General features: G+C 66.7%; 28 protein-coding genes. 19 read left to right on the top strand and 9 right to left on the bottom strand.

What is annotated here, in order from left to right:
- Positions 1-178 precede the first annotated feature (178 nt).
- Together ACSU1L_RS16120 and ACSU1L_RS16115 are read right to left on the bottom strand one after the other, a co-directional pair.
- Positions 179-1,141: an aldo/keto reductase gene (locus tag ACSU1L_RS16120; RefSeq protein ID WP_439256484.1), complete on the bottom strand. Its 963-nt coding sequence runs from the start codon at positions 1,139-1,141 to the stop codon at positions 179-181.
- On the bottom strand, positions 1,128-2,423 hold the full coding sequence (locus tag ACSU1L_RS16115; RefSeq protein WP_439256483.1) for an L-fuconate dehydratase: 1,296 nt from the start codon (positions 2,421-2,423) through the stop codon (positions 1,128-1,130). Before ACSU1L_RS16115 ends, ACSU1L_RS16120 begins: the two co-directional genes overlap by 14 nt.
- Positions 2,424-2,549: 126 nt before the next feature.
- On the opposite strand from ACSU1L_RS16115, the gene ACSU1L_RS16110 reads away from it, so the two are divergent.
- Both ACSU1L_RS16110 and ACSU1L_RS16105 read left to right on the top strand, forming a co-directional pair.
- Positions 2,550-3,410: a fumarylacetoacetate hydrolase family protein gene (locus tag ACSU1L_RS16110; RefSeq protein ID WP_439256482.1), complete on the top strand. Its 861-nt coding sequence runs from the start codon at positions 2,550-2,552 to the stop codon at positions 3,408-3,410.
- Positions 3,407-4,171 (top strand): SDR family NAD(P)-dependent oxidoreductase, encoded by a 765-nt coding sequence (locus ACSU1L_RS16105; protein WP_439256481.1) that lies wholly within the window; start codon positions 3,407-3,409, stop codon positions 4,169-4,171. The genes ACSU1L_RS16110 and ACSU1L_RS16105 overlap by 4 nt, the downstream gene beginning before the upstream one ends.
- Positions 4,172-4,306: 135 nt before the next feature.
- Here the strand turns inward: ACSU1L_RS16105 and ACSU1L_RS16100 are convergent, their stop codons facing one another.
- Entirely contained in the window at positions 4,307-5,173 is an 867-nt protein-coding gene (locus ACSU1L_RS16100) for an amidohydrolase family protein (RefSeq protein ID WP_439256480.1), read from the bottom strand.
- Positions 5,174-5,221: 48 nt separating this feature from the next.
- Between ACSU1L_RS16100 and ACSU1L_RS16095 the strand changes: the two genes are divergently transcribed.
- Entirely contained in the window at positions 5,222-5,902 is a 681-nt protein-coding gene (locus tag ACSU1L_RS16095) for a FadR/GntR family transcriptional regulator (RefSeq protein ID WP_439256479.1), read from the top strand.
- A 106-nt stretch (positions 5,903-6,008) separates the two neighbouring features.
- Here ACSU1L_RS16095 and ACSU1L_RS16090 read toward each other — a convergent pair whose 3' ends face one another.
- Positions 6,009-6,680, bottom strand: coding sequence for a transaldolase family protein (locus ACSU1L_RS16090; protein ID WP_439256478.1), 672 nt, complete (start codon positions 6,678-6,680; stop codon positions 6,009-6,011).
- Between the two features lie 95 nt (positions 6,681-6,775).
- Here ACSU1L_RS16090 and ACSU1L_RS16085 point away from each other — a divergent pair, with 95 nt between their 5' ends.
- From ACSU1L_RS16085 to ACSU1L_RS16060, 6 genes are read left to right on the top strand one after another with little or no spacing between them, the layout of a single operon-like run.
- Positions 6,776-7,732, top strand: a complete 957-nt coding sequence (locus tag ACSU1L_RS16085) for a ribokinase (RefSeq protein ID WP_439256477.1) — start codon at positions 6,776-6,778, stop codon at positions 7,730-7,732.
- Positions 7,733-7,744: 12 nt separating this feature from the next.
- Entirely contained in the window at positions 7,745-8,143 is a 399-nt protein-coding gene (rbsD, locus tag ACSU1L_RS16080; protein WP_439256476.1) for a D-ribose pyranase, read from the top strand.
- On the top strand, positions 8,144-8,968 hold the full coding sequence (locus tag ACSU1L_RS16075) for a GntR family transcriptional regulator (RefSeq protein ID WP_438252824.1): 825 nt from the start codon (positions 8,144-8,146) through the stop codon (positions 8,966-8,968).
- A gap of 30 nt (positions 8,969-8,998) precedes the next feature.
- Complete coding sequence (locus tag ACSU1L_RS16070; protein ID WP_438252823.1) at positions 8,999-9,211, top strand: hypothetical protein; 213 nt, start codon at positions 8,999-9,001, stop codon at positions 9,209-9,211.
- Positions 9,208-10,269 carry a PLP-dependent cysteine synthase family protein gene (locus ACSU1L_RS16065; protein ID WP_439256475.1) on the top strand — a complete coding sequence of 354 codons (1,062 nt, stop codon included), beginning with the start codon at positions 9,208-9,210 and terminating at the stop codon, positions 10,267-10,269. The genes ACSU1L_RS16070 and ACSU1L_RS16065 overlap by 4 nt, the downstream gene beginning before the upstream one ends.
- Before the next feature lie 23 nt (positions 10,270-10,292).
- Positions 10,293-10,799, top strand: coding sequence for a glycine cleavage system protein R (locus ACSU1L_RS16060; protein ID WP_439256474.1), 507 nt, complete (start codon positions 10,293-10,295; stop codon positions 10,797-10,799).
- A gap of 33 nt (positions 10,800-10,832) precedes the next feature.
- On the opposite strand, the gene ACSU1L_RS16055 is transcribed toward ACSU1L_RS16060, so the two are convergent.
- The 3 genes from ACSU1L_RS16055 to ACSU1L_RS16045 form a co-directional block, all read right to left on the bottom strand.
- On the bottom strand, positions 10,833-11,846 hold the full coding sequence (locus tag ACSU1L_RS16055; RefSeq protein ID WP_439256473.1) for an aldo/keto reductase family protein: 1,014 nt from the start codon (positions 11,844-11,846) through the stop codon (positions 10,833-10,835).
- 187 nt (positions 11,847-12,033) lie between these two features.
- Positions 12,034-13,275, bottom strand: coding sequence for a 23S rRNA (adenine(2503)-C(2))-methyltransferase RlmN (gene rlmN / locus ACSU1L_RS16050; protein WP_439256472.1), 1,242 nt, complete (start codon positions 13,273-13,275; stop codon positions 12,034-12,036).
- Positions 13,272-14,324 (bottom strand): LacI family DNA-binding transcriptional regulator, encoded by a 1,053-nt coding sequence (locus ACSU1L_RS16045; protein ID WP_438252813.1) that lies wholly within the window; start codon positions 14,322-14,324, stop codon positions 13,272-13,274. Before ACSU1L_RS16045 ends, rlmN begins: the two co-directional genes overlap by 4 nt.
- Positions 14,325-14,409: 85 nt before the next feature.
- On the opposite strand from ACSU1L_RS16045, the gene ACSU1L_RS16040 reads away from it, so the two are divergent.
- The 5 genes from ACSU1L_RS16040 (at position 14,410) to ACSU1L_RS16020 (ending at position 18,815) form a co-directional block, all read left to right on the top strand.
- Positions 14,410-15,591: a Gfo/Idh/MocA family protein gene (locus tag ACSU1L_RS16040; protein WP_439256471.1), complete on the top strand. Its 1,182-nt coding sequence runs from the start codon at positions 14,410-14,412 to the stop codon at positions 15,589-15,591.
- Complete coding sequence (locus tag ACSU1L_RS16035; RefSeq protein ID WP_439256470.1) at positions 15,588-16,295, top strand: ThuA domain-containing protein; 708 nt, start codon at positions 15,588-15,590, stop codon at positions 16,293-16,295. Before ACSU1L_RS16040 ends, ACSU1L_RS16035 begins: the two co-directional genes overlap by 4 nt.
- Positions 16,268-17,350 (top strand): Gfo/Idh/MocA family protein, encoded by a 1,083-nt coding sequence (locus ACSU1L_RS16030; RefSeq protein ID WP_439256469.1) that lies wholly within the window; start codon positions 16,268-16,270, stop codon positions 17,348-17,350. Before ACSU1L_RS16035 ends, ACSU1L_RS16030 begins: the two co-directional genes overlap by 28 nt.
- A 64-nt stretch (positions 17,351-17,414) precedes the next feature.
- The gene (locus tag ACSU1L_RS16025) at positions 17,415-18,053 is read left to right on the top strand and encodes a bifunctional 4-hydroxy-2-oxoglutarate aldolase/2-dehydro-3-deoxy-phosphogluconate aldolase (protein WP_439256467.1); all 639 of its coding nucleotides are present in this window, start codon (positions 17,415-17,417) and stop codon (positions 18,051-18,053) included.
- Positions 18,054-18,065: 12 nt separating this feature from the next.
- Entirely contained in the window at positions 18,066-18,815 is a 750-nt protein-coding gene (locus ACSU1L_RS16020) for a sulfite exporter TauE/SafE family protein (protein WP_439256466.1), read from the top strand.
- 141 nt (positions 18,816-18,956) lie between these two features.
- Here ACSU1L_RS16020 and ACSU1L_RS16015 read toward each other — a convergent pair whose 3' ends face one another.
- Positions 18,957-19,787: an SDR family oxidoreductase gene (locus ACSU1L_RS16015; RefSeq protein WP_438252807.1), complete on the bottom strand. Its 831-nt coding sequence runs from the start codon at positions 19,785-19,787 to the stop codon at positions 18,957-18,959.
- 98 nt (positions 19,788-19,885) lie between these two features.
- Entirely contained in the window at positions 19,886-20,677 is a 792-nt protein-coding gene (locus tag ACSU1L_RS16010) for an SDR family NAD(P)-dependent oxidoreductase (protein ID WP_438252806.1), read from the bottom strand.
- 96 nt (positions 20,678-20,773) lie between these two features.
- Here ACSU1L_RS16010 and ACSU1L_RS16005 point away from each other — a divergent pair, with 96 nt between their 5' ends.
- The 5 genes from ACSU1L_RS16005 (at position 20,774) to ACSU1L_RS15985 (ending at position 23,795) form a co-directional block, all read left to right on the top strand.
- Complete coding sequence (locus ACSU1L_RS16005) at positions 20,774-21,133, top strand: DUF488 domain-containing protein (protein WP_439256465.1); 360 nt, start codon at positions 20,774-20,776, stop codon at positions 21,131-21,133.
- Positions 21,134-21,248: 115 nt separating this feature from the next.
- A complete protein-coding gene (locus tag ACSU1L_RS16000) occupies positions 21,249-21,974 on the top strand; it encodes a phosphotransferase (protein WP_439256464.1) in 726 nt (241 codons plus the stop codon).
- Positions 21,974-22,396 (top strand): MmcQ/YjbR family DNA-binding protein, encoded by a 423-nt coding sequence (locus tag ACSU1L_RS15995; protein WP_439256463.1) that lies wholly within the window; start codon positions 21,974-21,976, stop codon positions 22,394-22,396. Before ACSU1L_RS16000 ends, ACSU1L_RS15995 begins: the two co-directional genes overlap by 1 nt.
- A gap of 14 nt (positions 22,397-22,410) precedes the next feature.
- Entirely contained in the window at positions 22,411-22,944 is a 534-nt protein-coding gene (locus tag ACSU1L_RS15990; RefSeq protein WP_439256462.1) for an ArsR/SmtB family transcription factor, read from the top strand.
- Positions 22,941-23,795, top strand: coding sequence for a M23 family metallopeptidase (locus tag ACSU1L_RS15985; protein WP_439256461.1), 855 nt, complete (start codon positions 22,941-22,943; stop codon positions 23,793-23,795). Before ACSU1L_RS15990 ends, ACSU1L_RS15985 begins: the two co-directional genes overlap by 4 nt.
- Positions 23,796-23,821 lie beyond the last annotated feature (26 nt).

Raw genomic sequence — 23,821 nt, 5'->3', positions numbered from 1 at the left:
GAACACTGACACGCCTGTGCACACCAAATCAACGAACTCAGTACGCGCACTCAGCGGAAACAACGTGACCATGAACAGCTCCTTCAATCAGAGCGTTGCTCCCACCATATGAATCCGCCCGACAAATAGCGACATGAATTGCGACCGGAGCGGAGAGTTTGCGACCGGAGCGGAGAGTTCACGCCGGGATCAGGTCCTCGGCGGCGAGTTCGAGCCAGAACGCCTCGGGGATCGCAGCGGCTGCGAGCTCGGCGTTCTGTCGCACCTGCTCGGGGCGGGAACTGCCGAGCACAACCGCATGCGTCACCTCGTCGCGAAGCGGGAACTGAATCGCCGCCGCGGGCAGCGCCACGTCGTGGCTCCGGCAGATCGCGACGATCTTTTGCAGTCGATCCCAGACGTCTTCGGGCACGCCGCCGTATTCGTAGCGGCTGTCGCGCGTCGGCTCGGCCTTGGCCAGCAGCCCAGAATTGAAGACGGATGCCGCGACCACACCGGTGCCGCGTTCGCGACAGGCTGGCAGCACATCTGCCGCAGCCGGCTGCTCCAACAGCGTGTAGCGTCCCGCGATCATGATGATGTCGAGATCAGCCTCGCGCACGGATCGAGCCAGCGCCTCGCTGACCATAGAACCGACGCCGATCGCGCCGATCGCCCCCTCGTTGCGCAACCGCTCCAACGCCGGGAATGCCGATTCGAGCGCCAACTCGAGGTCGTTGCGCTCCGGGTCGTGCAGGTAAACGAGATCGATCCGGTCGAGTCCCAGCCGCTCTTTCGATTCTTCGATGGATGAGCGGATGCCAGCATCCGAAAAGTCCCACACCCGCTGCAGGGTGTTCGGCACGAAAAAGTCGTTGTCGGTGTCGAGTCCACCATCGAACTCCGGGTTCGGGCGCAGCAGACGCCCCGCCTTGGTGGAGAGGACAAACTCGTCGCGCGGCTTCGTCTGCAGGAAAGCCCCGAGGCGACGCTCGGAGAGTCCGAGCCCGTAGTGCGGAGCGGTGTCGTAGTACCGCACACCGCTGTCCCACGCGGCATCCAGCACCGCCCAGGCCTCGTCATCCGTCAGCTCTCGAAAGAGGTTGCCGACGTTCGCCGCCCCGTACCCGAGCGCGGGGATGCGCAGCTCAGTCTGTGACATGCGCACCCTTCCACTCGTACTTCGCGATGCTCTCGGCCTTCATCTCCATGCTGGCACCGGCAGCGGTGGGTGGCATGTAGGAACCGCCCTGAATGTCGGTCGGCACGACAAAGTGGTCGTGCAGATGATCGACGAACTCGATCAGGCGTCCCTCGCGCGTGCCCGTGACGGCGACGAAGTCGAACATCGACAGGTGCTGCACTGCTTCGCACAGACCCACGCCGCCCGCGTGCGGGCAGACCGGCACGCCGAATTTCGCTGCCAGGAGCAGGTTGGCGATGTTCTCGTTCACGCCCGCAACGCGCACGGCATCGATCTGCATGACCTCGATGGCGTTCGCCTGCAGCAGCTGCTTGAAGATCATGCGGTTCTGGGCGTGCTCGCCGGTTGCCACACGGATCGGGGCGATGCCGCGGGCGATCTCCGCGTGCCCGAGGATGTCGTCGGGGCTCGTGGGTTCCTCGACCCAGGCCGGGTTGAACTCGGCGAGCGCGCGGACCCACTCGATCGCTTCGGAGACCTCCCAGCGCTGGTTGGCATCGATCGCGATCGGGAAGTCGGGCCCGAGAACCTCGCGGGCCTTGCGGAAACGGCGGATGTCGTCGTCGAGGTCGGCACCGACCTTGAGCTTGATCTGGGTGAATCCGTCTGCGAGCGCCTCGCGGGCTAGGCGCTCGAGCTTCTCGTCGGAGTAGCCGAGCCAGCCGGGGCTGGTGGTGTAGCCCGGGTAGCCGGTGGCCAGCAGCTCGGCCTCACGTTCGGCGCGACCGGGGACGGCAGCACGCAGGATCTCGAGGGCATTCTCCCGAGTGAGGGCATTGGTCAGGTACCGGAAGTCGACGAGGTCGACGATCTCCTCCGGAGTCATGCGGGCCAGCAGCTGCCACAGCGGGAGTCCGGCACGCTTGGCCTTGATGTCCCAGAGCGCATTGATCACGGCGCCGATGGCCATGTGCATGACGCCCTTCTCCGGGCCCAGCCAGCGCAGCTGCGAGTCGCCGATGATGTCGCGGAAGGTCGTGCCCATGTCGTCGAGCAGCGGTTCGATCTCGCGGCCGACAAGGTGATCAGCGAGTGCATCGATCGCGGCAACCTGCACGTCGTTGCCGCGGCCGATGGTGAACACGAAGGAGTGACCGGCGATCTCGTCGTCGGCATCCGTGCGGATCACGACATACGCCGCCGAGTAGTCGGGGTCGGGGTTCATCGCGTCCGAGCCATCCAGGCTCAGCGACGTCGGAAAACGAATGTCGGTGGTGTCGAGGGCGACGATGCGGCTCACGGGATATTCCTCTCCTGGTGCAGCACGAAGTTTCTGCACGGACCTCTTGGAGTGTAAACATCCGATGTCTATACTGTCAATCAGACGTGCCGTCCACGGGCGGCTCCCCAACGAGGTAGGAGAACCATGAAGTTCGCGCGGCTTGGCGCCCCTGGATCCGAAATTCCCGTCCTGGTGGACGGTGATCGCCACCTCGATCTACGGGCGGTGACATCCGATGTCAATGGTGATTTTCTCGCCGACGACTTCCGCTCGCGGGTGGCTGCCGCGCACGCGGCCGGTGAACTCCCCGAGCTCGAAGGCGCCGCGGATCTGCGCATCGGTGCCCCGATCGCCCGCCCGAGCGCGGTCATCTGCATCGGCATGAACTACGCCGCGCACGCGGCAGAATCCGGCTCCGAGCCGCCGAAGATCCCGATCCTGTTCCTGAAGACGCCGAACACGGTCGTCGGCCCGAACGACGACGTGACGATCCCGCGCGGCAGCGAGAAGACCGACTGGGAGGTCGAGCTCGGCATCGTGATCGGCAAGCGCGCCGCGTATCTCGATTCGCCGGATGAGGCGGATGACCACATCGCCGGCTACGTCGTCGCCAACGACGTCTCCGAGCGCTCATTCCAGATCGAGGTTTCCGGCGGCCAGTGGTCCAAAGGCAAGATCGCGGCGGGCTTCAACCCGACCGGTCCCTGGCTCGTCACCCCGGACGAGGTCGACGTCGACAACCTGAACCTGAAGAGCTTCGTGAACGGCGAACCTCGCCAGGACTCGAACACCTCCGACATGATCTTCGACGTGCGCGTCATCGTGCACCATCTCTCGCAGTACGTCACGCTCGAGCCCGGTGATCTGATCCTCACCGGCACCCCTCAGGGTGTTGCGCTGTCCGGAAAATACCCGTACCTGAAGGACGGCGACGTCGTCGACATCTCGATCGACGGACTCGGCGGCCAGCAGCAGAAGTTCGTCGCGTGGGAGGCTCAGAAATGACCGGGTCCAGTGGTCGCGACCTCACCGGGCTCGTCGCCATCGTCACCGGCGGCGCATCCGGAATCGGAGCATCGATCGCGCAGCGTCTGCACGCTGACGGCGCCGAGATCGCCGTACTCGACCGCGACCCCTCCGGTGCGGATGAGCGCTTCGCCGCGTTCGCCGCGGATGTTTCGGATCGCGCGAGCGTGGATGCTGCGGTCGCAGCTGTCGCTGAAAAGTTCGGTCGCATCGACATCGTCGTCAACAATGCCGGTATCGGTGCGGTCGGCGACATCAGCGCGAACGACGACGACGAGTGGGCGCGGGTGCTGTCGGTCAACGTCACCGGCATCGCACGCGTGACAGCTGCGGCGCTTCCGTGGTTGCGGAAATCACCTGCCGCCGCGGTGTGTAACACAGCATCCATCGCGTCCTCCACCGGACTCCCGCAGCGCGCCCTGTACAGCGCGTCGAAGGGCGCGGTGTCGGCACTGACCCGTGCAATGGCCGCGGATCATCTGCGTGAGGGCATCCGTGTCAATGCCGTGAACCCCGGCACCGCCGATACCCCGTGGGTCGGCCGATTGCTCGGTCAGGCCGATGACCCCGCTGCGGAGCGCGCGGCGCTCGAGGCTCGCCAGCCGCACGGGCGCCTCGTCTCCCCCGATGAGGTCGCCGCCGCCGTGGCGTATCTGGTGTCCCCGGCAGCCGGTTCCACCACCGGAACATTCATCGAGGTCGACGGCGGTATGGCGCAGCTGCGCTTGCGCGCCGAGTAGCGCTCCGCGCGCCGGTCGCCCCGCAGGGGTCGCAAGTGGCCGCGACTCACGTGGCAGGTGTCGCAAATGGCCGCTCACGCGCACGCGGAGCGGCCATTTGCGACACCCACCGCCGCGTTCACGGCCGGGCTGAGGCTAGTCCAGCCCGTAGAACCGCTCGGCGTTGCGCCAGAGAATCGCATCGACGTCGAGATCACGGGCGCCGGCCCAGGATGCCACAGCTTCGGTCCACGCACCGATGGCTACGGAGTCGATTTTGGATGCCCGCACCGCAGACACCGGCCAGTCACTGCCCCACATCAGCCGTTCCACTCCGAAGGCGGCAGCCGCAGCATCCAGGAACGGCTCCATCTGACCTGCGGACCAGTCGCCTCCTGCCTCGGCTGGCAGTCCCGAAAGCTTGCAGAAGACCCGCGGATGCTGCGCCAGAGCCGCCAAGGCGTCCACCCACTCGGTCGCCGGCGCAGCCGGGTCCGCAGCGGTTCCGACCACGGGCTTGCCCAGGTGGTCGAGCACGATCCGCAGTTCCGGCACCTCGGCCGCCAGGTCAATGACGTCCCGCAGCTGCGGCACCGTCTGAACGCAGGCGTCGAAGGTCAATCCACGCTCGGCAAGCGCGGCCGCCCCGGCACAAAATTCCACAGACCGTGCCAGGCCCACCGGCGCTCCCTGCAGCAGATGACGCACTCCGACCACGAGCGGATGCTCGGCGGCAGCATCCAGATACCGCACTGTCGCCTCTCCCAAATCGAGCCGTGCGCCGGCGACGATTCCGCGCACGTTCACCTGCTCAGCCACCGACGAGACCCACGCGACCTCGTCGAGGTACTGGTCCTCGGCGGAGCCGGCCTGTACGAAGACGAACCCGTGCGACTCATCGATGCCGCCTACAGCGGCGGCGAGTTCCTCGGGTCCGAACCGTGCGCGCAGCGGCCCCTCAAGCCAGGAGTAATCAAGACGAGACGGATCCCACAGGTGCAGATGTGAATCGAGAACACGCATGCGTCCATCCTGCCCCAGACATCCGACCTATGTGCCATGATGACGAGCATGGCAGTCACCGATGAGGCGATCGAGAAGATCAAGGCGATGATCGTTTCCGGAGAGCTCTCCCCCGGAGATCGACTCCCCCCGGAGAAGGAACTGTCCGAGCGCCTCGGACTCTCCCGCAACTCGATGCGCGAAGCGGTCAAGGCGCTCGAGGTCATCCGCGTGCTCGATGTGCGTCGCGGCGACGGCACATATGTCACGAGCCTCGAGCCACACCTGCTGCTGGAGGCGATCTCATTCGTCGCCGACATGCACGATGACGACTCGCTCTTGGAGATCTTCGCGGTGCGGCGGATGCTGGAATCGCAGGCGACGGGCCTTGCCGCAACCCTCGGCACCCCCGAGGCGGTCAGCGCTCTGCACGAGGAACTCGAGAGCATTGATGGGGCTGAGGTCACCATTGACGAGCTGGTCGAGCACGACATCCGCTTCCATCGCGAGATCGTGCGCATGGCAGGCAACAGCTACCTGGCCAGTCTCATCGAGAGTCTGAGCGGACAGACCGTGCGTGCACGGGTATGGCGCGGCCTCACCGAGCAGGGTGCGGTCGAACGCACTCTCTCCGAGCATCGCGCGATCGCGGACGCCATCTCACAGCACGATCCGAACCTGGCCACGTCGCTCTCGACCGCGCATATCGCCGGGGTCGAGCGCTGGTTGCGTCAGGCCGCGACCGCCTGACATCTCGCCTGCGCCCGCGCCCGCAGCCTGCGGCCTGCGGCCACAGCCGCGCCCGCAACCCGCACAACCCGCAACCCGCGCCCGCGCCCGCAACCGCGAGCCGAGCTCACGCCCCGATGCGCCCCATGGCCGCTTCGAACTCCGAAGCCGAGCTGTCGCTGACCTCGTGGAACAGCACCTCGTCGAGAACGTCGGGGGCGGCCGTGAAGTACGGCACACCGGCCAGACGCAGCGAGACGATGTCATCGGCTGAGCGCAGACTGGCCGCGAGCACGTTCGTTGCGCTGCCCGCACACACCGCCTGCATCTCGGGGATCAGCGCATCGCCGTTGACTCCGGCATCCCGGAGCCGCCCGAGGTAGGGAGCGATGTACTGCGCGCCGATGCTGGCTGCGGCGAGCGCCTGGGCAACCGAATAGACCGCGGTAATGAGAACCGTCGCGCCGTCGCGAACCAGGGCAGAAGCGACAGCGAAGCCGTCGGCGGTCGCTGGCACCTTCACCGCGACCCGCTCACCGAGCGCGCGGATCATTTCGGCGTTGCCCAGCAGGGCGGCGCGGTCAGCACCCCAGGTCTGGAAGAAGATCTCCTGAGCGCCCTCCGCCTCCCACCGGGCGTAGAGCTCGGGGATCTCGGCCGCAGTGCGGCCACCGCGTTCGAGGATCGTCGGGTTGGTCGTCACGCCGTGCACGACACCGGCCTTCAGGAGCCGGGAGACCCGCTCGCCGTCGGCGCTGTCGACGTACAGACGTGGGGAGATGGCAGCGACAGCAGACATGGGTTCTCTTCCTGATGAGCAACCTGTCGTTACAGGTGCGGATTCGGCTAATGTAATGACAGGACTCACCGAAGTCAAAGAAGATCAGGAGCTCCATGACCGTCTCGTCCTCCGCAGCGACCTCAGCAGCGCGCACCGGCGTCGTCATCGTCGGCAGCGTCACCGCCGATGTCACGACGTTTTCTCAGCGCCTTCCCGCGCGTGGTGAAACGATTCTCGGCGACCAGTTCACGCTGATGCTCGGTGGTAAGGGCGCGAATCAGGCCGTCGCCGCCGGTCGTGCCGGGGCCGCGACGAGCTTCGTCGGATGCGTCGGCGACGATCTCTTCCACGACCTCGTCGTGGATGGTCTCACCGATGCGGGCGTCGACCTCACCCATCTGCGAACGGTCGCCGGCCCCACCGGCATCGCGCACATCCGTGTCGACGCCTCGGCGCAGAACGACATCGTGATGGTTCCGCTCGCCAACGCCGAACTCGACGCCGCTCAGATCGACACCGCCCTGGCAGCGCTCGCCCCGACGACATCGGTGCTGCTCACCCAGCTCGAGACCCCCTCGACGCTGACCGCTCGCATCACCGCTCGGGGCCGCGAGCACGGCATGACGGTGATCCTCGACCCCGCCCCCGCCGCGCCCCTGGCGGACGAGGTCTGGCAGAACATCGACATCGTCACACCCAATGAGACCGAAGCATCCGTTCTCAGTGGAATCGCCGTGACGGATGCCGCGACCGCCGAGCAGGCCGGACGCTGGTTCCTCGCCCGGGGTGTGAAGGCCGCTGTCATCACGCTCGCCGAGCAGGGATCGTGCGTGGTCACCGCCGAGGGCGCCCAGATCGTCCCGCCGTTTCCGGTCGAAGCCGTCGATACCACTGCCGCCGGCGACGCCTACGCCGGATACCTCGGTGCGGCCCTCGCTAACGGCGCTTCGCTGACCGACGCCGTGCGCCTGGCCACTGCTGCCGGCGCTTTGACTGTCACCAAGCAGGGCGCATCGCCCAGTCTTCCCCTCCGCTGCGACGTCGATGCCTTCGTGGCATCCCGGGTCTGACCAGGAGCCCCCATGCGCAAAACCGCAACCACGATCAATCCCGCGCTCTCACGCGTCATCAGCGAAACCGGACACACCGACCTCATCGTCGTCACCGACGCTGGCCTCCCGATCCCGGTCGGCTCCGAACGGATCGACCTTGCCTACCGCCCCGGTGCTCCAGCATTCTTCGATGTCCTCGACACCGTGCTCGCAGAGATGGTGGTCGAGGGTGCGACGGTGTCGGCCGAAGTCGCCGAACACAGCCCCGAGGTGCTCGCCGCGCTGCGCGAGCGACTGCCCGACATCGAGATCGAGCTGATCCCGCACGTCGAGTTCAAAAAGCGCACGCACGCCGCTCGCGCATTCGTGCGATCCGGCGAGTTCGCGCCCTACGCCAACGTCATCCTGCACGCGGGGGTGGCGTACTAAATGGAGCCGACCGCGACCTCCGACGACGTGATCGACCGGCGCTCCGCCGCGCCGATGTACGACCAGCTGCGCCAGCTGATCATCGACAGTATTGAGCGCGACGGGCTGCAGCCCGGTGACCCGCTCCCCGGCGAGCACCGGCTCTGCGAGCGCTACGGAATCTCGCGCACGGTCGTACGGCAGGCTCTCGCACAGCTCGAACACGAGGGCCTGGTCGAGCGAGTCAAGGGCAAGGGCACCTTCGTGTCACGTCCGCGCACGAGTGAGGCGCTGGTGCACACGCTGATCGGACTCTACGACGATGTGGAGCGGCGCGGCGGTCATGTGCGCAGTGACATCCTGCGGCATGAGCGCGAGGATGCTGACGCCGAGATCGCCGCAGCCCTCGAGATTCCGGTGGGCTCTGCGGTGATCGCGCTCGAGCGCCTAAGATACGTCGACGGGGAGCCGTGGTCGTATTCGACGACGTGGATGCCCGAGCACATCGGCGCTGTCAGCCTCGGAGTTGATCTGTCCGAAGCATCCCTCTACCGGCTGCTCGCAGACAACGGCATCCAGGCGACCGACGGCGTGCGTTCGGCCGAAGCGACTGTCGCGACGCACGATCAGGCCCAGCATCTCGACGTCAGCGCAGGGTCGGCGCTGTTGCGGCTGCGCAGCATCAGTCGTGATGCTGCCGGCACCCCGATCGAGTACTTCATCGCACTGCACCGCGGTGACCGTTCGCGCTTCGAGTTCCAGCTGCGCCAGGAGCAATCGCAGGCATCGCTTCTGCATGTCGACGGTGCCGGCGGAACCTCCCGTGCCGGTACAGTCTCTATCTAGAGTGCGCCGCACTTGAGAGAGGGGTTGCACATGACCGACGGACGTCCGAGTTCTCCGGATAATTCCTCCCCTCCGCTGATCGATCTGACCAGTCGCCCCGAGCCGACGCCCGGTCCGCTGACCAAGCCGTCGCCGACGATCAAGCCGCAGAAGGGGCCCCGCTGGCGGATTCTGCTCATCGCTGTACTGGTGCTCGCCGCGGCCGCAGCGGCCATCGCCTTCCTGCCGCCGCTGTTCGCGTGACCTCCTGGGCCAGTACCGCGATCGCACTGCTGGAGGCAGATGCCAATCGCAGTGCCGACACGCATCTGCACGTCTTCCCGCTGCCGCCCGCATGGGGCATCGACCTCTATCTCAAAGACGAGTCGGTGCATCCGACCGGTTCGTTGAAGCATCGCCTGGCGCGTTCGCTGCTGCTGTATGGGCTGGTCAACGGGCGCATCGTCGAGGGGACGACGCTCGTCGAAGCATCCAGCGGTTCGACGGCGGTTTCGGAGGCCTACTTCGCTCGGATGCTGGGACTCGACTTCGTCACGGTCGTTCCGCGGTCGACGAGCCCGGAGAAGATCGAACTCATCGAGTTCTATGGCGGCCGCTGCCACTACGTCGACCAGGCGCCGGAGATGCATCCTGAGGCCGAGCGGCTCGCCGCAGAGTGCGGCGGGCACTACCTCAACCAGTTCTCCTACGCGGAGCGGGCGACGGACTGGCGCGGGAACAACAACATCGCCGAGAGCGTGTTCAGCCAGTTGGAACGGGAGCGGCATCCGGTTCCGGAGTGGATCGTGGTCGGCGCCGGCACCGGCGGAACGAGCGCGACCTTCGGCCGGTATGTGCGCTACCGCCAGCATCCGACCCGCGTCGCCGTGGTCGACCCGGAAGGCTCGGCATTCTTCGGCGGCTGGAGCACGGGAACGGCCGACTACACAACCGGAACCCCCAGCCGCATCGAGGGCATCGGCCGGCCGCGTGTCGAGCCCTCATTCGTGCCGGGTGTGATCGATGAGATGCTGCAGATCCCGGATGCTGCGTCGATCGCCGCGATCCGGCTGCTGAAGGAACGCACCCTGCACTGGGCCGGAGGCTCGACCGGCACCAACCTGGTCGGAGCGTTCCGCCTCATCGCCCGAATGCTCGCCGAGGGCAAGCAGGGCAGCGTCGTCACCCTCATCTGCGACGGCGGTGCCCGCTACGCCGGCACCTACTATTCGGACGACTGGATTGCCGAGCAGGGGTGGGATCTCGCCCCGCACCGCGCCCAGTTGGATCGTTTTCTGCAGACCGGGGTCTGGGACGACTGAGCCTGCCGGGCTACGCTTCAGGCATGACCACTCTGATCCTCACCGTTGTCGGATCCGACCGCCCCGGCCTCGTGGCATCCGTCGCCGATGTCGTCGACGCGCACGGCGGCAATTGGGAGAACAGCCAGCTCGCCGAACTCGCCGGTGTTTTCGCCGGCGTCATCCAGATCTCGGTGCCGGATGAGCGGATTGCGGAGCTGACGGCGGCGGTGCAGTCGCTGGACGGGCTGAGAGTTGTCGCGCACACGGGTGCGGATGCCCCGGCCGCCGCCGCCGCGCGACCGATCTCGCTGCAGATCCTCGGCAACGACCGCCCCGGGATCGTTCGCGAGATCTCCGCGGTGCTCAGCAGCCATCACCTGAGCATCGACGATATGACCACTCAGACCCGGGACGCAGCGATGGCCGGCGGCCGGCTCTTCGAAGCGTCCGTGACGGCGGAGGTTCCAGCATCCGCCGATCTCGACGCCCTCCGCGCAGACCTCGAGCGGCTGGCATCCGAGATTCAGGTCGACATAACCCTGGACTGAGCACGCCCGCACCGCTCTCGCGATGGTGCGGCCTCAGACCTGCCGCGTCTTCGGAGAGACCGTGTAGGTGTGCTCGGCGTCACGGTTGGGGACGTCGCCGAGGGCCGTGTCGATAGCGGCGAGCGTATCGGCGTCGAGCGTGACACCGGACGCCTTGACCGTGTCGGCGAGCTGCTCGGGACGGGATGCTCCGACCAGAGCCGCGGCGACGTTCTTGTTCTGCAGAACCCAGGCGATCGCCAGCTGCGGCATCGTGAGCCCGGCGTCGGCGGCGATCGGCTTGAGTCGCTGCACAGCGGTCAGGATGTCATCCTGCAGGAAACGCTTGATGAACTCGGCACCGCTGTGCGGGTCGGTGGCGCGCGAGCCGTCGGGCACGGGCTGGCCAGGCAGGTACTTGCCGCTGAGAACGCCCTGCGCCATCGGCGACCAGACGATCTGCGAGATTCCGAGCTCTTCGGATGCCGGAACGACCTTGCCCTCGATCACCCGGTGCAGCATCGAGTACTGCGGCTGGTTCGAGATGAGCTGCACGCCCAGCTGCTTGGCGAGCGCGTGGCCCTCGCGCAGCTGCTCAGCGGTCCATTCGCTGACGCCGATGTACAGCGCTTTTCCCTGGCGGACGATGTCAGCGAAAGCCTGGAAGGTTTCCTCCAACGGCGTCTCGTAGTCGAAGCGGTGCGCCTGGTAGAGGTCGACGTAGTCGGTGCCCAGGCGCGCCAGCGAACCGTTGATCGACTCGAAGATGTGCTTGCGGCTCAGGCCGGTGTCGTTCGCACCCTTGGGCCCGGTCGGGAAGTAGACCTTCGTGAAGATCTCCAGGCTCTCGCGGCGTTGACCCTGCAGCGCCTTGCCGAGAATGACCTCGGCTGCCGTGTTCGCGTAGGTGTCAGCGGTGTCGAACGTGGTGATGCCAGCGTCGAGTGCGGCGTGCACGGTCTTGACGGCCGCGTCGTCTTCGACCTGGGATGCGTGCGTGACCCAGTTGCCGTAGGTGATCTCAGAGACCTTGAGGCCGCTGTTTCCGAGGTAGCGATAGTTGACCATGGCTCAACGCTACTGGCCCCGCGCGCGGCGTCGGCCGCTCCGGTCGCACTTTTCGGCCGTTCCGGTCGCACTTTTCGGCCGTTCCGGTCGCACTTTTCGGCCGTTCCGGTCACACTTGGTGCTGCTAAACCCGCGTTTTAGCAGCACGAAGTGCGACCGGAGCAAGGGGGCGGTGTGGAGCGGGCCGTTACAGCGCCGCGGCCGCCACTTCGTCTTCGGTCGTCGCCACGAGCTGGCCGCAGGCCCCGTCGATTTCCTTGCCACGTGTGTCGCGGAGGGTCGTCGGCACGCCGGCATCGTTGAGTCGGCGCACGAATTCGTTCGTCACTTCACGGGTGGATGCTGTCCACACCGATTCCGGCGTCGGATTCAGCGGGATCGGATTCACGTGCACCCAACCGCGGCCACGCTGGTTGAGCTTCTCCGCCAGCAGGTCCGCACGCCAGGCGTGGTCGTTCATATCCTTGATGAGCGCGTACTCGATCGAGACGCGACGACCGGTCTTCTCGTAGTAGTTGTACGCGGCATCCAGGGCCTCGTCGACCTTCCACTTTGAGTTCACCGGGATGAGCTCGTCGCGCAGGGTGTCGTCGGGGGCGTGCAGCGAGAGTGCGAACGTGACGGGGATGTTCTCGTCCGCGAGCTTGCGGATGGCGGGCACGAGGCCGACCGTCGAGATGGTGATGCCACGGGCACTCATACCGAGTCCGTCCGGCTGCGCGGCGACCATGATGCGCACAGCATCCATCACCCGCTTGTAGTTCGCCAACGGCTCGCCCATCCCCATGAAGACGATGTTGGAGACGCGCTCCATCGAGTGGTCGTCGCTCTTCTTGCCCCCGAGGCCGCCCTCGGCGATCAGCCGGTTCGCGCGGACGATCTGCTCGATGATCTCGGCCGTCGACATGTTGCGGGTCAACCCCGCCTGCCCGGTCGCACAGAACGGGCAGTTCATGCCGCATCCTGCCTGACTCGACACGCAGAGCGTGATGCGGCCGGGGTAGCGCATGAGCACCGACTCGACGAGAGCCCCGTCGTGGAGGCGCCACAGGAACTTGATTGTGTCGCCCTTGTCGGTCTCCAGCCGGCGCACCTCGGTGAGCAGCGGCGGGAGCATTCCGGCGACGAGCTCATCCCGCTGCGCAGCGGGAAGGTCAGTCATCTCGGCGGGGTCGGACGTGTAGTGCGTGAAGTAATGCGTGGAGAGCTGCTTGGCACGGAAGCCCGGAAGTCCGAGCTCCTTGACCTTCTCGGTGCGCTCGGCAGGCGTGAGGTCCGCAAGATGAACGGGCGGCTTGCCGCGCTTCGGGCTCGCGAACTGCAGCAGCGGGCGCCCCTCGGCGTCCTTCTTCTGCGTCCAGCCCTCGGTCCGCGGACGCACCTGCGGTTTAGCGGGACCCGTCGAGCGGATGGCGGAGGACTCAGTCATGTATCCAGGGTACGCGGTGACAGGTGGGAAGCGGCTGGGGTACGGGTGGATGCCCGTTCAACCAGCTCGGTCGGAAGCTCGATCCGCTCGTCATCGATCTCGGCGCCGGCGACCGCCGCCGCGAGGGCATGAACAGCGGCAGCCGCCATCGCGCGAATCGGCTGTCGGATAGTACTCAACGGTGGATGCATCCACCGGGCACCGCGCACATCATCGAAGCCGACGACGAGCACGTCGTTCGGGATCGACAATCCGGCCTCGGCGATCGCCCGATACGCTCCGGCAGCCATCTCATCTGTGCAGGCGAACAGGCCGATCGGACCCGACCCGCTGATCTGAGACAGTGCACGGGCGCAGGAGCGCCACGCTCCCATCGCGCTCCAGTCGGCGTCGGCGCGCACCCGTTCGGCGCCGGGCGCGAGGTTGGCCAGCGTCTCGAGGAAACCCTCTGCGCGTCCGCGCCCGTACCGGTATGACGGCGTTCCGCCGATGAGGATGAAGCGGCGAGCGCCCCGGCTGATGAGGTGCTCAGCCGCTGCCGCACCGCCGGCATGGTCGGTGCTGCGGATGCTGGGCAGCTTCAGCGGCGCCTCTGATCGCGGTTCGAGCAACACCACGGGAATGCCGGCTCGGCGCATCGGCGCGAGCTGGGCCGCGGTCGGGACGATGAGTCCGAGGATCACACCAGCCGTGCCGCGCGAGCGGATCCGCTGCGGCCAGTCGTCATCGGGGTCGTCGCGCTCGGTCGTCAGCACGAGGTCGTAGCGCAATTTCGCCGCCGCCGTGCGGGCGCCCGCGGTGACCTCGTCCGTGTACGGGTCGTGGAATCCGCTCAGCACCAGATCGAAAACGCGTGACATCCCCCCGCGCGGACGGCCACGCGATTCGCCGGCAACCGTGTACCCGAGCGTGCGGGCCGCCTGCTGCACGCGGGCTCGCGTATCCGCTGCCATGTCACCTCGGCCGCGAAGCGCGCGTGATGCGGTCGAGACGCTGACGCCAGCATCCGCTGCCACGCGAGCGAGCGTGACACGGGCGGTTGAGGGCATCCATCTATTTTGCGCAAATTCTGGGACTTCTGCCAGTGCACCTGGCAATGTTTTTGCAAACACCATCGACGGCGAAGGAGCATCTATGGCGGCGCTGCGCGTAGCGATCATCGGAACCGGATTCATGGGCAGGATGCACGCCCATGCCTGGCGGACCGCACCACGATTCTTCGACCTACCGGCGACCCCGACCGCTACTCTCCTCGTCGGCAGCAACGCAGAGCGCACCGCGCTCGCCGCGGCCGAGTTCGGCATACCGGAATCCTCCGACGACTGGCGCTCGGCGATCGCGCGCGATGACATCGACATCGTCGACATCTGCACGCCCGGCCATACGCATGCGGAGATCGCGCTCGCAGCCCTCGCCGCCGGAAAGCATGTGCTGTGCGAGAAGCCGTTGGCCAACGATGTCGCCGAGGCCGAGCAGATGGCCGAGGCCGCGGCAGCTGCCACCCGGCGCGGAGTCTTCAGCATGTGCGGTTTCAGCTACCGTCGCACCCCGGCGCTGGCCCTGGCGAAGCAGCTCATCGACACCGGCCGACTCGGCGAGATCCGCCACGTACGCGCCCAGTATCTGCAGGACTGGCTGACGAGTCCGGATGCCCCGTTCACCTGGCGCCTCGATCGCGAGCGTGCCGGATCCGGCACGCTCGGCGATATCGGTGCGCACAGCATCGACACCGCACAGTGGCTGACCGGATCGACGATCACGGGTGTCTCGGCGATGCTGCGCACGTTCGTCACCTCACGCCCGCGGCTGGACGAGCGTGTGGGCCTCGGCGGACACGGAAGTGCGGATGCGCCGCGCGAAGCCGTCACCGTCGACGATGCCGCAGCGTTCACCGCGACCTTCGCGGACGGCGCCCTCGGCGTCTTCGAAGCAACCCGGATGGCCGCAGGCCACCGCAACGCCAACCGCATCGAGATCAACGGCGACCGCGGCTCGGTCGCTTTCGACTTCTCGTTCATGAATGAGGTGCAGTTCCACGACGCGACGCTGCCGAGCCACGAGCAGGGCTTCCGCCGCATTGACGCCACGGAGCCGGAGCATCCCTACGCCGGAGCCTGGTGGCCCGCGGGCCACGGCCTCGGCTACGAGCACCTGTTCACCCATCAGGCCGTCGATTTCGTGCGGGCGGTTGCCGAGGGGCGCACCCCGCATCCGAGTTTCGAAGAAGCTGCCCAGGTGCAGCGGGTTCTCGCAGCCGTCGAGACCAGCGCCGCTTCCGAAAGCCGATACACCCCTGTAGAAGGAGCACGCTCATGAGCACGCGCAAGGCATTGGTCGTCCGCGGAGGCTGGGAAGGGCACCACCCGATCGAGGCGACCGAGCTGTTCCTGCCGTTCTTGACGGCGAACGGGTTCGAGGTGCAGATCGAGGAGTCCAACGAGATCTATGCGGATGCTGCGGTGATGGATGCCGTCGACCTCATCGTCCAGTCCGTCACGATGTCGACGATCTCCGCCGAAGCGCTGAAGGGGCTGCGCCGGGCAGTCGAGCGGGGCACCGGCCTGGCGGGATGGCATGGGGGCATCGCTGATTCCTACCGCAACAGCTCCGATTACCTGCAGCTGATCGGAGGCCAGTTCGCCACTCATCCAGCGAAGCATCCGGATGCCCGCGAAGGCGGCGAAGCAGACAACTTCCTCCCGTACACGGTGGAGCTGACCGAACTCGGCCGCGCGCATGAGATCACGGCCGGGCTGGACGACTTCACCCTGAACACCGAGCAGTACTGGGTGCTCGCCGACGACCTCAACGACGTGCTCGCCACGACGACGCATCCGGCGCAGCCGTACCATCCGTGGCACCGACCGATCGTGTCACCGGCCGCGTGGACGCGCGAATGGGGGCAGGGACGCATCTTCGTCGCGACCCCGGGACACGATCCCGCGGTGCTGCGCGACGACAACGTACGCACGATCATCGAGAGGGGAATGCTGTGGGCGAGCCGCACGGTATCGGAATAGTCGGCCTCGGAGTCATCTCCGCCCAGTACCTCGAAACGCTCCGCGCGCACCCCGGTGTGCAGGTTGTCGCCGTCGCCGATCTGAACGTCGAACGCGCAGCAGAAGTCGCCGCGGGCATCCCGGGCTGTCGCGCCCTGACCGTCGATGAGCTGGTCGCCGACCCCGACGTGCAGACCGTGCTGAATCTGACGGTGCCAGCCGCCCACGCCGAGGTCGCGCTGGCGGCTCTCGGACGCGGCAAGAACGTCTACGGCGAGAAACCACTCGCCCCGGGCCTTGCCGCAGCCCAGAGCATCCTCGACGCGGCGGGCTCGGCCTGGGTGGGCTGTGCCCCGGACACGGTGCTCGGCACCGGCATCCAGACCGCGCGCGCCGCGATCGATGAGGGTGTGATCGGGCGTCCCGTCGCTGCGACAGCGACCTGGGTTTCGGCAGGGCATGAGTCGTGGCATCCGAACCCCGATTTTTACTACCGCGAAGGTGGCGGCCCCCTGCTCGACATGGGGCCGTACTACCTCACCTCGCTGTTCCATTTCCTCGGCCCTGTCGCGCGCGTTTCCGGCGTATCGTCGCGGCCGAAGGCGGTGCGACGCATCGGCTCGGGACCCCGGGTGGGCGAAGAGATCCCCGTGGAGATCGACACGCATGTGACCGGTGTGCTCGAGCATGTCGGCGGCGCGGTGTCGACCGTGACGTTCAGCTTCGACGGCGCAGCGACGGATGCCGCGCCTCTCGAGGTGCACGGCGAGACCGGTTCCCTCTCGGTGCCGGATCCCAATCAGTTCTCCGGCGATGTGCGGCTGCGCCGTCCCCGAGAGAAGGAATGGATGCCGGTCGAACCTCGTGCCGGGTACGTCAACGGCGGCCGCGGTATCGGGCTGCTCGATTTCGTCGCGGGTGGCGGGCGCGCAGACGGCACCATTGCTTTGCACGTGCTGGAGATCATGACGTCGCTCATGGAGTCGGCTCGGATCGGTCGACGGATCGAGGTGACCACGACGGCGGAGCGACCGACGCTTGTTCCTCTCACGGACGAAGAGCGGTGGCGACACTGATTCACACTTGTAATTACAGGTGTGAATCCGGGACAATGAGAGCGCACCCCGATGAAGGAGCCTCATGACCGACCGTCTTGCCCGCGCCCGCACCACCGGCGTCCTCGCCGTACTCCGCGCACCCTCCGCCGAACTGGCGCTTGACGCGGCCGACGCGATCATTCGCGGCGGTGTCGCCGGCATCGAAGTCACCTATTCGACCCCGGATGCTCCGGCCGTCATCCGCGAACTGATCGCTCGTCACGGCGATGCGGCCTATGTCGGCGCCGGCACCGTGACCACTGTGGCGCAGGCCGTTGCCGCGGCGGATGCCGGGGCCGCGTTCCTCGTCAGCCCCGGCACCCTGCCTGACCTCACCCGCGCGATGCTCGACACCGGCCGGGTGGTGATGACCGGGGCGATGACGCCGACCGAGGTCATGGGTGCTCTGGCACTGGGGGTCGATGTTGTGAAGATCTTCCCGGCGTCCCTCGGCGGGCCGTCGTACCTCGGCGCACTGCGCGGCCCGTTCCCGGACGCTCCGCTCATGCCGACCGGCGGCGTGAGCCCCGACAACCTTACCGATTGGTTCGCAGCCGGTGCGGTGGCTGTCGGCGCCGGCGGAGACCTGGCAAACTCCGCATCGATCAAGGCCGGGGACTGGGCCGACCTCACCCGACGGGCCGAGAGATTCGCCGCCGCGTTCGCTGCCACCCGCAGCTGAACCCGCTGTTCGATGCCTGATCTGCTGCCCTGGGCGTGGGCACTCCTCGCCCTCGCGGCTGTGACGATCGGCATCTCGAAGACGGCGCTGCCCGGTGGCAGCATCCTGGCCATAGCCCTGTTCGCCGCGGTGTTGCCGGCGCGCACTTCCACCGCGGCGATGCTTCTCCTGCTCATTGTCGGCGACGTGTTCGCGCTGATCGCCTACCGTCGACACGCACACTGGCCGACGCTGGTCAGGCTCGCGCCGGCGGTTGCCGCCGGGCTCCTCGCCGGGTTCGGGTTCCTCGCCCTCGCCGGAGACGGAGTCGTCCGTCGCGCGATCGGCGTGATCCTGCTCATCATGATCGGGCTCACGCTGTGGCGACGGTGGCGCGAGGCGAAGACGGATGCCCCGGCATCCGCTCACGGCGGCGTGCTGCTGTCGACGGCGTACGGAGCACTCGGCGGGTTCACGACGATGGTGGCCAATGCCGGCGGACCGGTGATGTCGATGTACTTCATCGCCACGCGGGCTCAGGTCAAGGTGTTCCTGGGCACCTCCGCGTGGTTCTTCGCGATCGTGAACCTCGTGAAAGTACCGCTCCTGGCAGGGCTCGGACTGTTCACCCGGCCCGTGCTGCTGATGGATGCGGCCCTCGCACCGCTCGTGGTCATCGGCGCCCTCGCCGGATTGCGGCTGGCACGCCGGATGAATCAGCAAGTGTTCGACCGCATCGTGATCGTTCTCACAATCGTGGGGGCGACGTACCTGTTGTTCTGAAGCGCACTTGTCGGACCGCGCCGTGCCGGATCCCAGACGCCCGTCCTGGGCCGCGGCGTGTCGCCGGCCTCGGTCGCTCGACACGCCGATCCCGTCTGGGATTCGGCACGCACGAATCTCGGCCCGGCGGGCCAGGCGGCCTCAGCCGAGGAAAATGTCGGGGAACAGACGGTCGTCGGGAGTGCCAGGAACCGCAGCGTAGCCGGAGAAATCAGTGACACCGGCAGCCTCGAGCACGTCCTCGACGATCAGGCTCTGGCCCGAATACGACGCTGCTTCCTTCGTGAGAACGGCGTACGCGGCATCCGCATAGATCTCGGGCGTCCGGCTCGCGGCCATCACCTTGTCGCCGCCGAGCAGATTCTGCACCGCGGCGGTCGCGATCGTCGTGCGCGGCCACAGCGTGTTCGCCGCGATCCCGTCGCCACCGAATTCGGCAGCAAGCCCCAGCGTGACCATCGTCATCCCGAACTTCGCCAGCGAATATCCGGTGTGTGCCCCGAGCCACTCCGGCGTCGGGTTCAGCGGCGGCGACAGCGACAGGATGTGCGGGTTCTCGGCCTCACGCAGCTGCGGAATCGCCGCGCGCGACAGCATGAAGGTCCCGCGCACGTTGACGTCCTGCATGAGGTCATACTTCTTCGCGCCGAGATCGAGAGAGCGCGACAGGTCGATGACGCTGGCGTTGTTGATGACGATGTCGATGCCGCCGAACTCGCCCTGCGTCTTCATGACTGCTTCGGTGATGTCGTCATCCTCACGCACGTCGCCCACGATCGGCAGCGCATTGCCGCCGGCCGCGCGGATCTGCTCGGCGGCCGTGTGAATCGTGCCCTCGAGCTTCGGATGCGGGGTGTCGGTCTTCGCCAGCATCGCAATGTTCGCGCCGTCCGCTGCTGCGCGCAACGCGATGGCGAGGCCGATGCCGCGGCTGCCGCCCGACATCAGAATGGTTTTTCCTGCCAGTGTCATCGGATCTCCTTTTCCCAGCACCCGTTCGACGAGCGCAAATGGTTCTGTTTCGACCGGATCTGGAGCCATTTGCGCTCCGTGAACCTGGGTACGAGTGTCTACTTCGGGGCCATCCGGATCGCGCCGTCCAGGCGAATGGTCTCACCGTTCAGATAGTCGTTTTCGACAATGCTCCGCACGAGCGCGGCGTATTCGCCGGGGCGTCCGAGGCGCGCGGGGTACGGCACCTGCTGCCCGAGAGATTCCTGCGCGGCTTCAGGGAGGCCGGCGAGCATCGGCGTCTCCATGATTCCGGGCGCGATCGTGCAGACCCGGATGCCGTGGCGGGCAAGCTCTCGCGCAATGGGAAGCGTCATCGCGTGCACGCCGCCCTTTGACGCCGAGTAGGCGGGCTGGCCGATCTGGCCGTCGAAGGCGGCGACGGATGCCGTGTTCACGATGACGCCGCGCGCGCTGTCGACGTTCCCTGAGCCTTCGACCGGCTCCGGGGTCGAAGGGTCGTTCTTGGCCATCACTGCGGATGCCTGCGAGATCACATTGAACGTGCCGACGAGGTTGATCCGGATGACGCGCTCGAAGTCGGCGAGCACGGCAGGGTTCCCGTCACGATCGAGTACCTTCGCGGGCGGTGCGATGCCGGCGCAGTTGACGACGATGCGCAGCGGTGCTTTCTCATTCGCCGTAGCGACAGCAGCCTGCACCTCATCAACGTTCGTGACGTCGGCGGCGGCGAACGTGCCGCCCAGCTCGGCGGCCACGGTCGCGCCGTCAGAGGAGGGGAGGTCGATCAGTGTGACATGGGCGCCCGCAGCGGCAAGCATCCGAGCCGTTGCCAGACCGAGGCCGGAAGCCCCGCCGGTGATCAATGCCCCAGTTCCCTGGATCTGCATGCGTTCTCCTTCGAACCGTTTGCAACTGAGTCCCAGCATACGCAGTTCTCAGTGTCACCCCTGGCGGCTGCGCCTAGGGAGGTGTTGGCTGTAGTCATGGAACTGCGTCGCAAGCGAGCCTACGATACCGCCGAACAGGCCGATGGATTCCGTGTTCTCGTCGATCGACTGTGGCCCCGAGGCGTCTCGAAGGAGCACGCGGCCATTGACCTGTGGTCCAAGGACACCGCGCCGAGTCCGGAACTGCGAAAGGACTGGCATGCGGCATCCGACGACGATTGGGGCGTCTACGCCGAGCATTACCGAGCGGAACTCGCGAATGAAAGCGCCGGGGCGCTGGACGAACTGGCAGCAGAGCTGAAGCACCACGACGTTGTCACCCTTGTCTACGCAGCCCACGACGAGCGGCACAATCACGCCATCGTTCTCGAAGCGGCGCTGCGCGAGCTGCTGTGATGGTCGTCCCCCGCGCACAACTCCTGAGAAACCATGCACAGCGGCCCGATCTGGCAGTGTTTCCCGGCTTCTGCGGCCATTCTTCAGGAGTTATGAACGGGAAGCAGGTGGGACTGTGACGATTCCGGCCACCGACATCGCCGTCCCGGCACAGGTGATGCACCTGGCGGGCGGCGCGGCACTGACCCCGGTGTGGGCGAACAGCATCGGCGGGCTGACGTTCCGCAGCGACGACGGCCGCTTCATCAAGTGGGGGCCGCACGACTCCGAGGCGAACATGCGCGATGAAGGGGAACGGATGCGGTGGGCCTCCCGGTGGACGCGCGTTCCCGAGGTGATCGCGCAAGGACAGGATGCGACGCACGAATGGCTCGTCACCGTGGCTCTTCCTGGCGAGAGCGCGGCCTTCCCACGGTGGATCGCCGAACCGGCCAGCGCCGTGCGCGCAATCGGCGAAGGCCTGCGGATGCTGCATGACGCGCTGCCGGTCGATGAATGTCCGTGGAGCTGGAGCGTACCCACCCGCATCACGAAGGCCGAGGCCCGGGGCATCCGCGTTCCGCATGTGTTGCGCGACCCGCCGCCGGTCGACCGGCTCGTCGTCTGCCACGGCGACGCCTGCGCGCCCAATACCCTCCTCGACGAGGACGGCACTCCGCTTGCGCACGTCGATCTCGCAGCCCTGGGCACCGCCGATCGTTGGGCCGATATCGCCGTGGCATCGATGAGCACACTGTGGAACTATGGCCCCGGCTGGGAGGAAACCCTCATCGAGGCATACGGCGTCGCACCCGACCGCGAACGCCTGGCCTATTACCGAGAACTGTGGAACGCGAACTGATGGCTCATCCACTCATGTTCACGGACGGCGACCCGTTGCTGCACCGGGTGCGTGCCATCGCGCTCGCATTTCCGGAGGCCGCCGAGAAGGTCAGCCACGGGCGCCCGGCGTTCTTCACGAAGAAGGTGTTCTGCTATTTCGGTGGCTCGCAGCGCGTCGACGACGAGTGGATCGCTCATGATGCCGCGATCATGGTGCGCCCGGATCCCCTCGACGAGCCGGCGCTGCGTCAGGACGCCCGCTTCTGGGTACCGGCATATCTGGGTCCGTCTGGATGGCTCGGCATCGATCTCGACGAGGCAACCGATTGGCGGGAGATCGCAGAGCTCATCGATGCGTCGTACCGGGTCACCGCGTCGAAACGGTCGATCCGAGCGCTCGATGAGCTGCACCACCTGACATTGTTCAGTAGTACGTATTAACGTATTATTGCGGGATGGATGACGAACTAGCAGCACTGCGCGAAGCGGTGCGTGTCCTGACGGAACGAGTCGACACCCTCGACACTCAGCAGCAGACCGCTCAAGCGGTCGATGAATCACCTGCTGATGGCGATGCGTTCTGGGCCCTGACCGGAGTGCAGTCACGTCTCGCGGATGCTCCCTCGACCGCGGACGGTGCCGTGATGCTCGTGGGGTCGCTGACTCTGCCCACCGGCGCTCCGGTGTCATGGCAGCAGAGCGTCGGAACCGCGGGAATGCTGGAGACGGAATGGACGGAGCGCGCGGCGGCGTTCGCGGCGTTGGGGCATCCGGTTCGGATGGAACTTCTCCGGCACATCCTCTCCGGCGTGCATGCGACAGCTGACCTGGCGTCAATCGAGGCACTCGGGACGACGGGCCAGCTGCACCACCATCTGCGCCAACTGCTCAGCGCCGGATGGGTGCGTCAGAGTGGGCGCGGCAACTACGAGATCCCGGCGGCGCGGATCGTCCCTCTGCTGGCGTGCGTGCTCGGAGCCGAGCGATGAGGCACGCGCTCGCTGCTGTCTATCGCTTTCGCGTGCCCGGGTACTACGCCGCGACCGCAACCCTCCTCGCCGTCGCTCTGTCCACATTCTTACCTCTGGGCGAAACCGTGCGTCAGGCTCGCGGCATCCTGTCGCTGATCGCGGTGTGCGTGCTGGCGCTGTGCATCGTGCTCGCATTCGTCGCCCCCACCTTTCTCCCCGACTCATCGACGGTGCTGGTCTCCTCTCCGGTACACGGAAGATGGCTCGCGATGAACAGCCCCGCGTCGAAAGTCCCCAGTCACGGAGTTCGTGCATACGGTCAGACGTACGCGATCGATCTCGTCAGTGAGCCAGTCGATGAGGTCCGTCCGACCTTCGGCGAGGGCTCGGCGATGCGTGACCCGTCGGAGTATCCGGCCTTCGGCGCGCCAGTGCTCGCCATGTGCGACGGAGTGGTGGTGCGCGCATCCGACTGGCGACGGGATCACCGAGCGCGCTCCAGTGCGCTCGCAGTGATCTACATGATGATCGAAGGTGCGTTCCGGGAGCTGAGCGGGCCGGGGTTCGCCATCGGCAACCACGTCACGGTCCGCGGCGCGGATGGCGTGCATGCCATGGTCGCGCACCTGCAACGCGGGTCGGTGATCGTTCGCGTCGGCGAGACGGTGCGCGAGGGTCAGCAGCTGGGAAGCTGCGGCAACTCCGGTAACACCAGCGAGCCTCATGTGCATGCTCAGCTCATGGATCGCGCCTCGCCATGGACAGGGATCGGTATTCCGATGGCCTTCACCGGAATCTCCCTCGCAGATGCTGCAGAAAAGGTCCGCGCACTCCCCCAAAATGGCGAGCACATGACCCACACCCTCTGATTGCGAGTGGGTAGTTGTGGCCCGAT

The organism is Microbacterium sp. A94, assembly GCF_051842855.1.
Lineage (GTDB): Bacteria > Actinomycetota > Actinomycetes > Actinomycetales > Microbacteriaceae > Microbacterium.
Note: the sequence above shows the minus strand (reverse complement) of the source record. Positions and strands in the feature narration are given on the sequence as shown.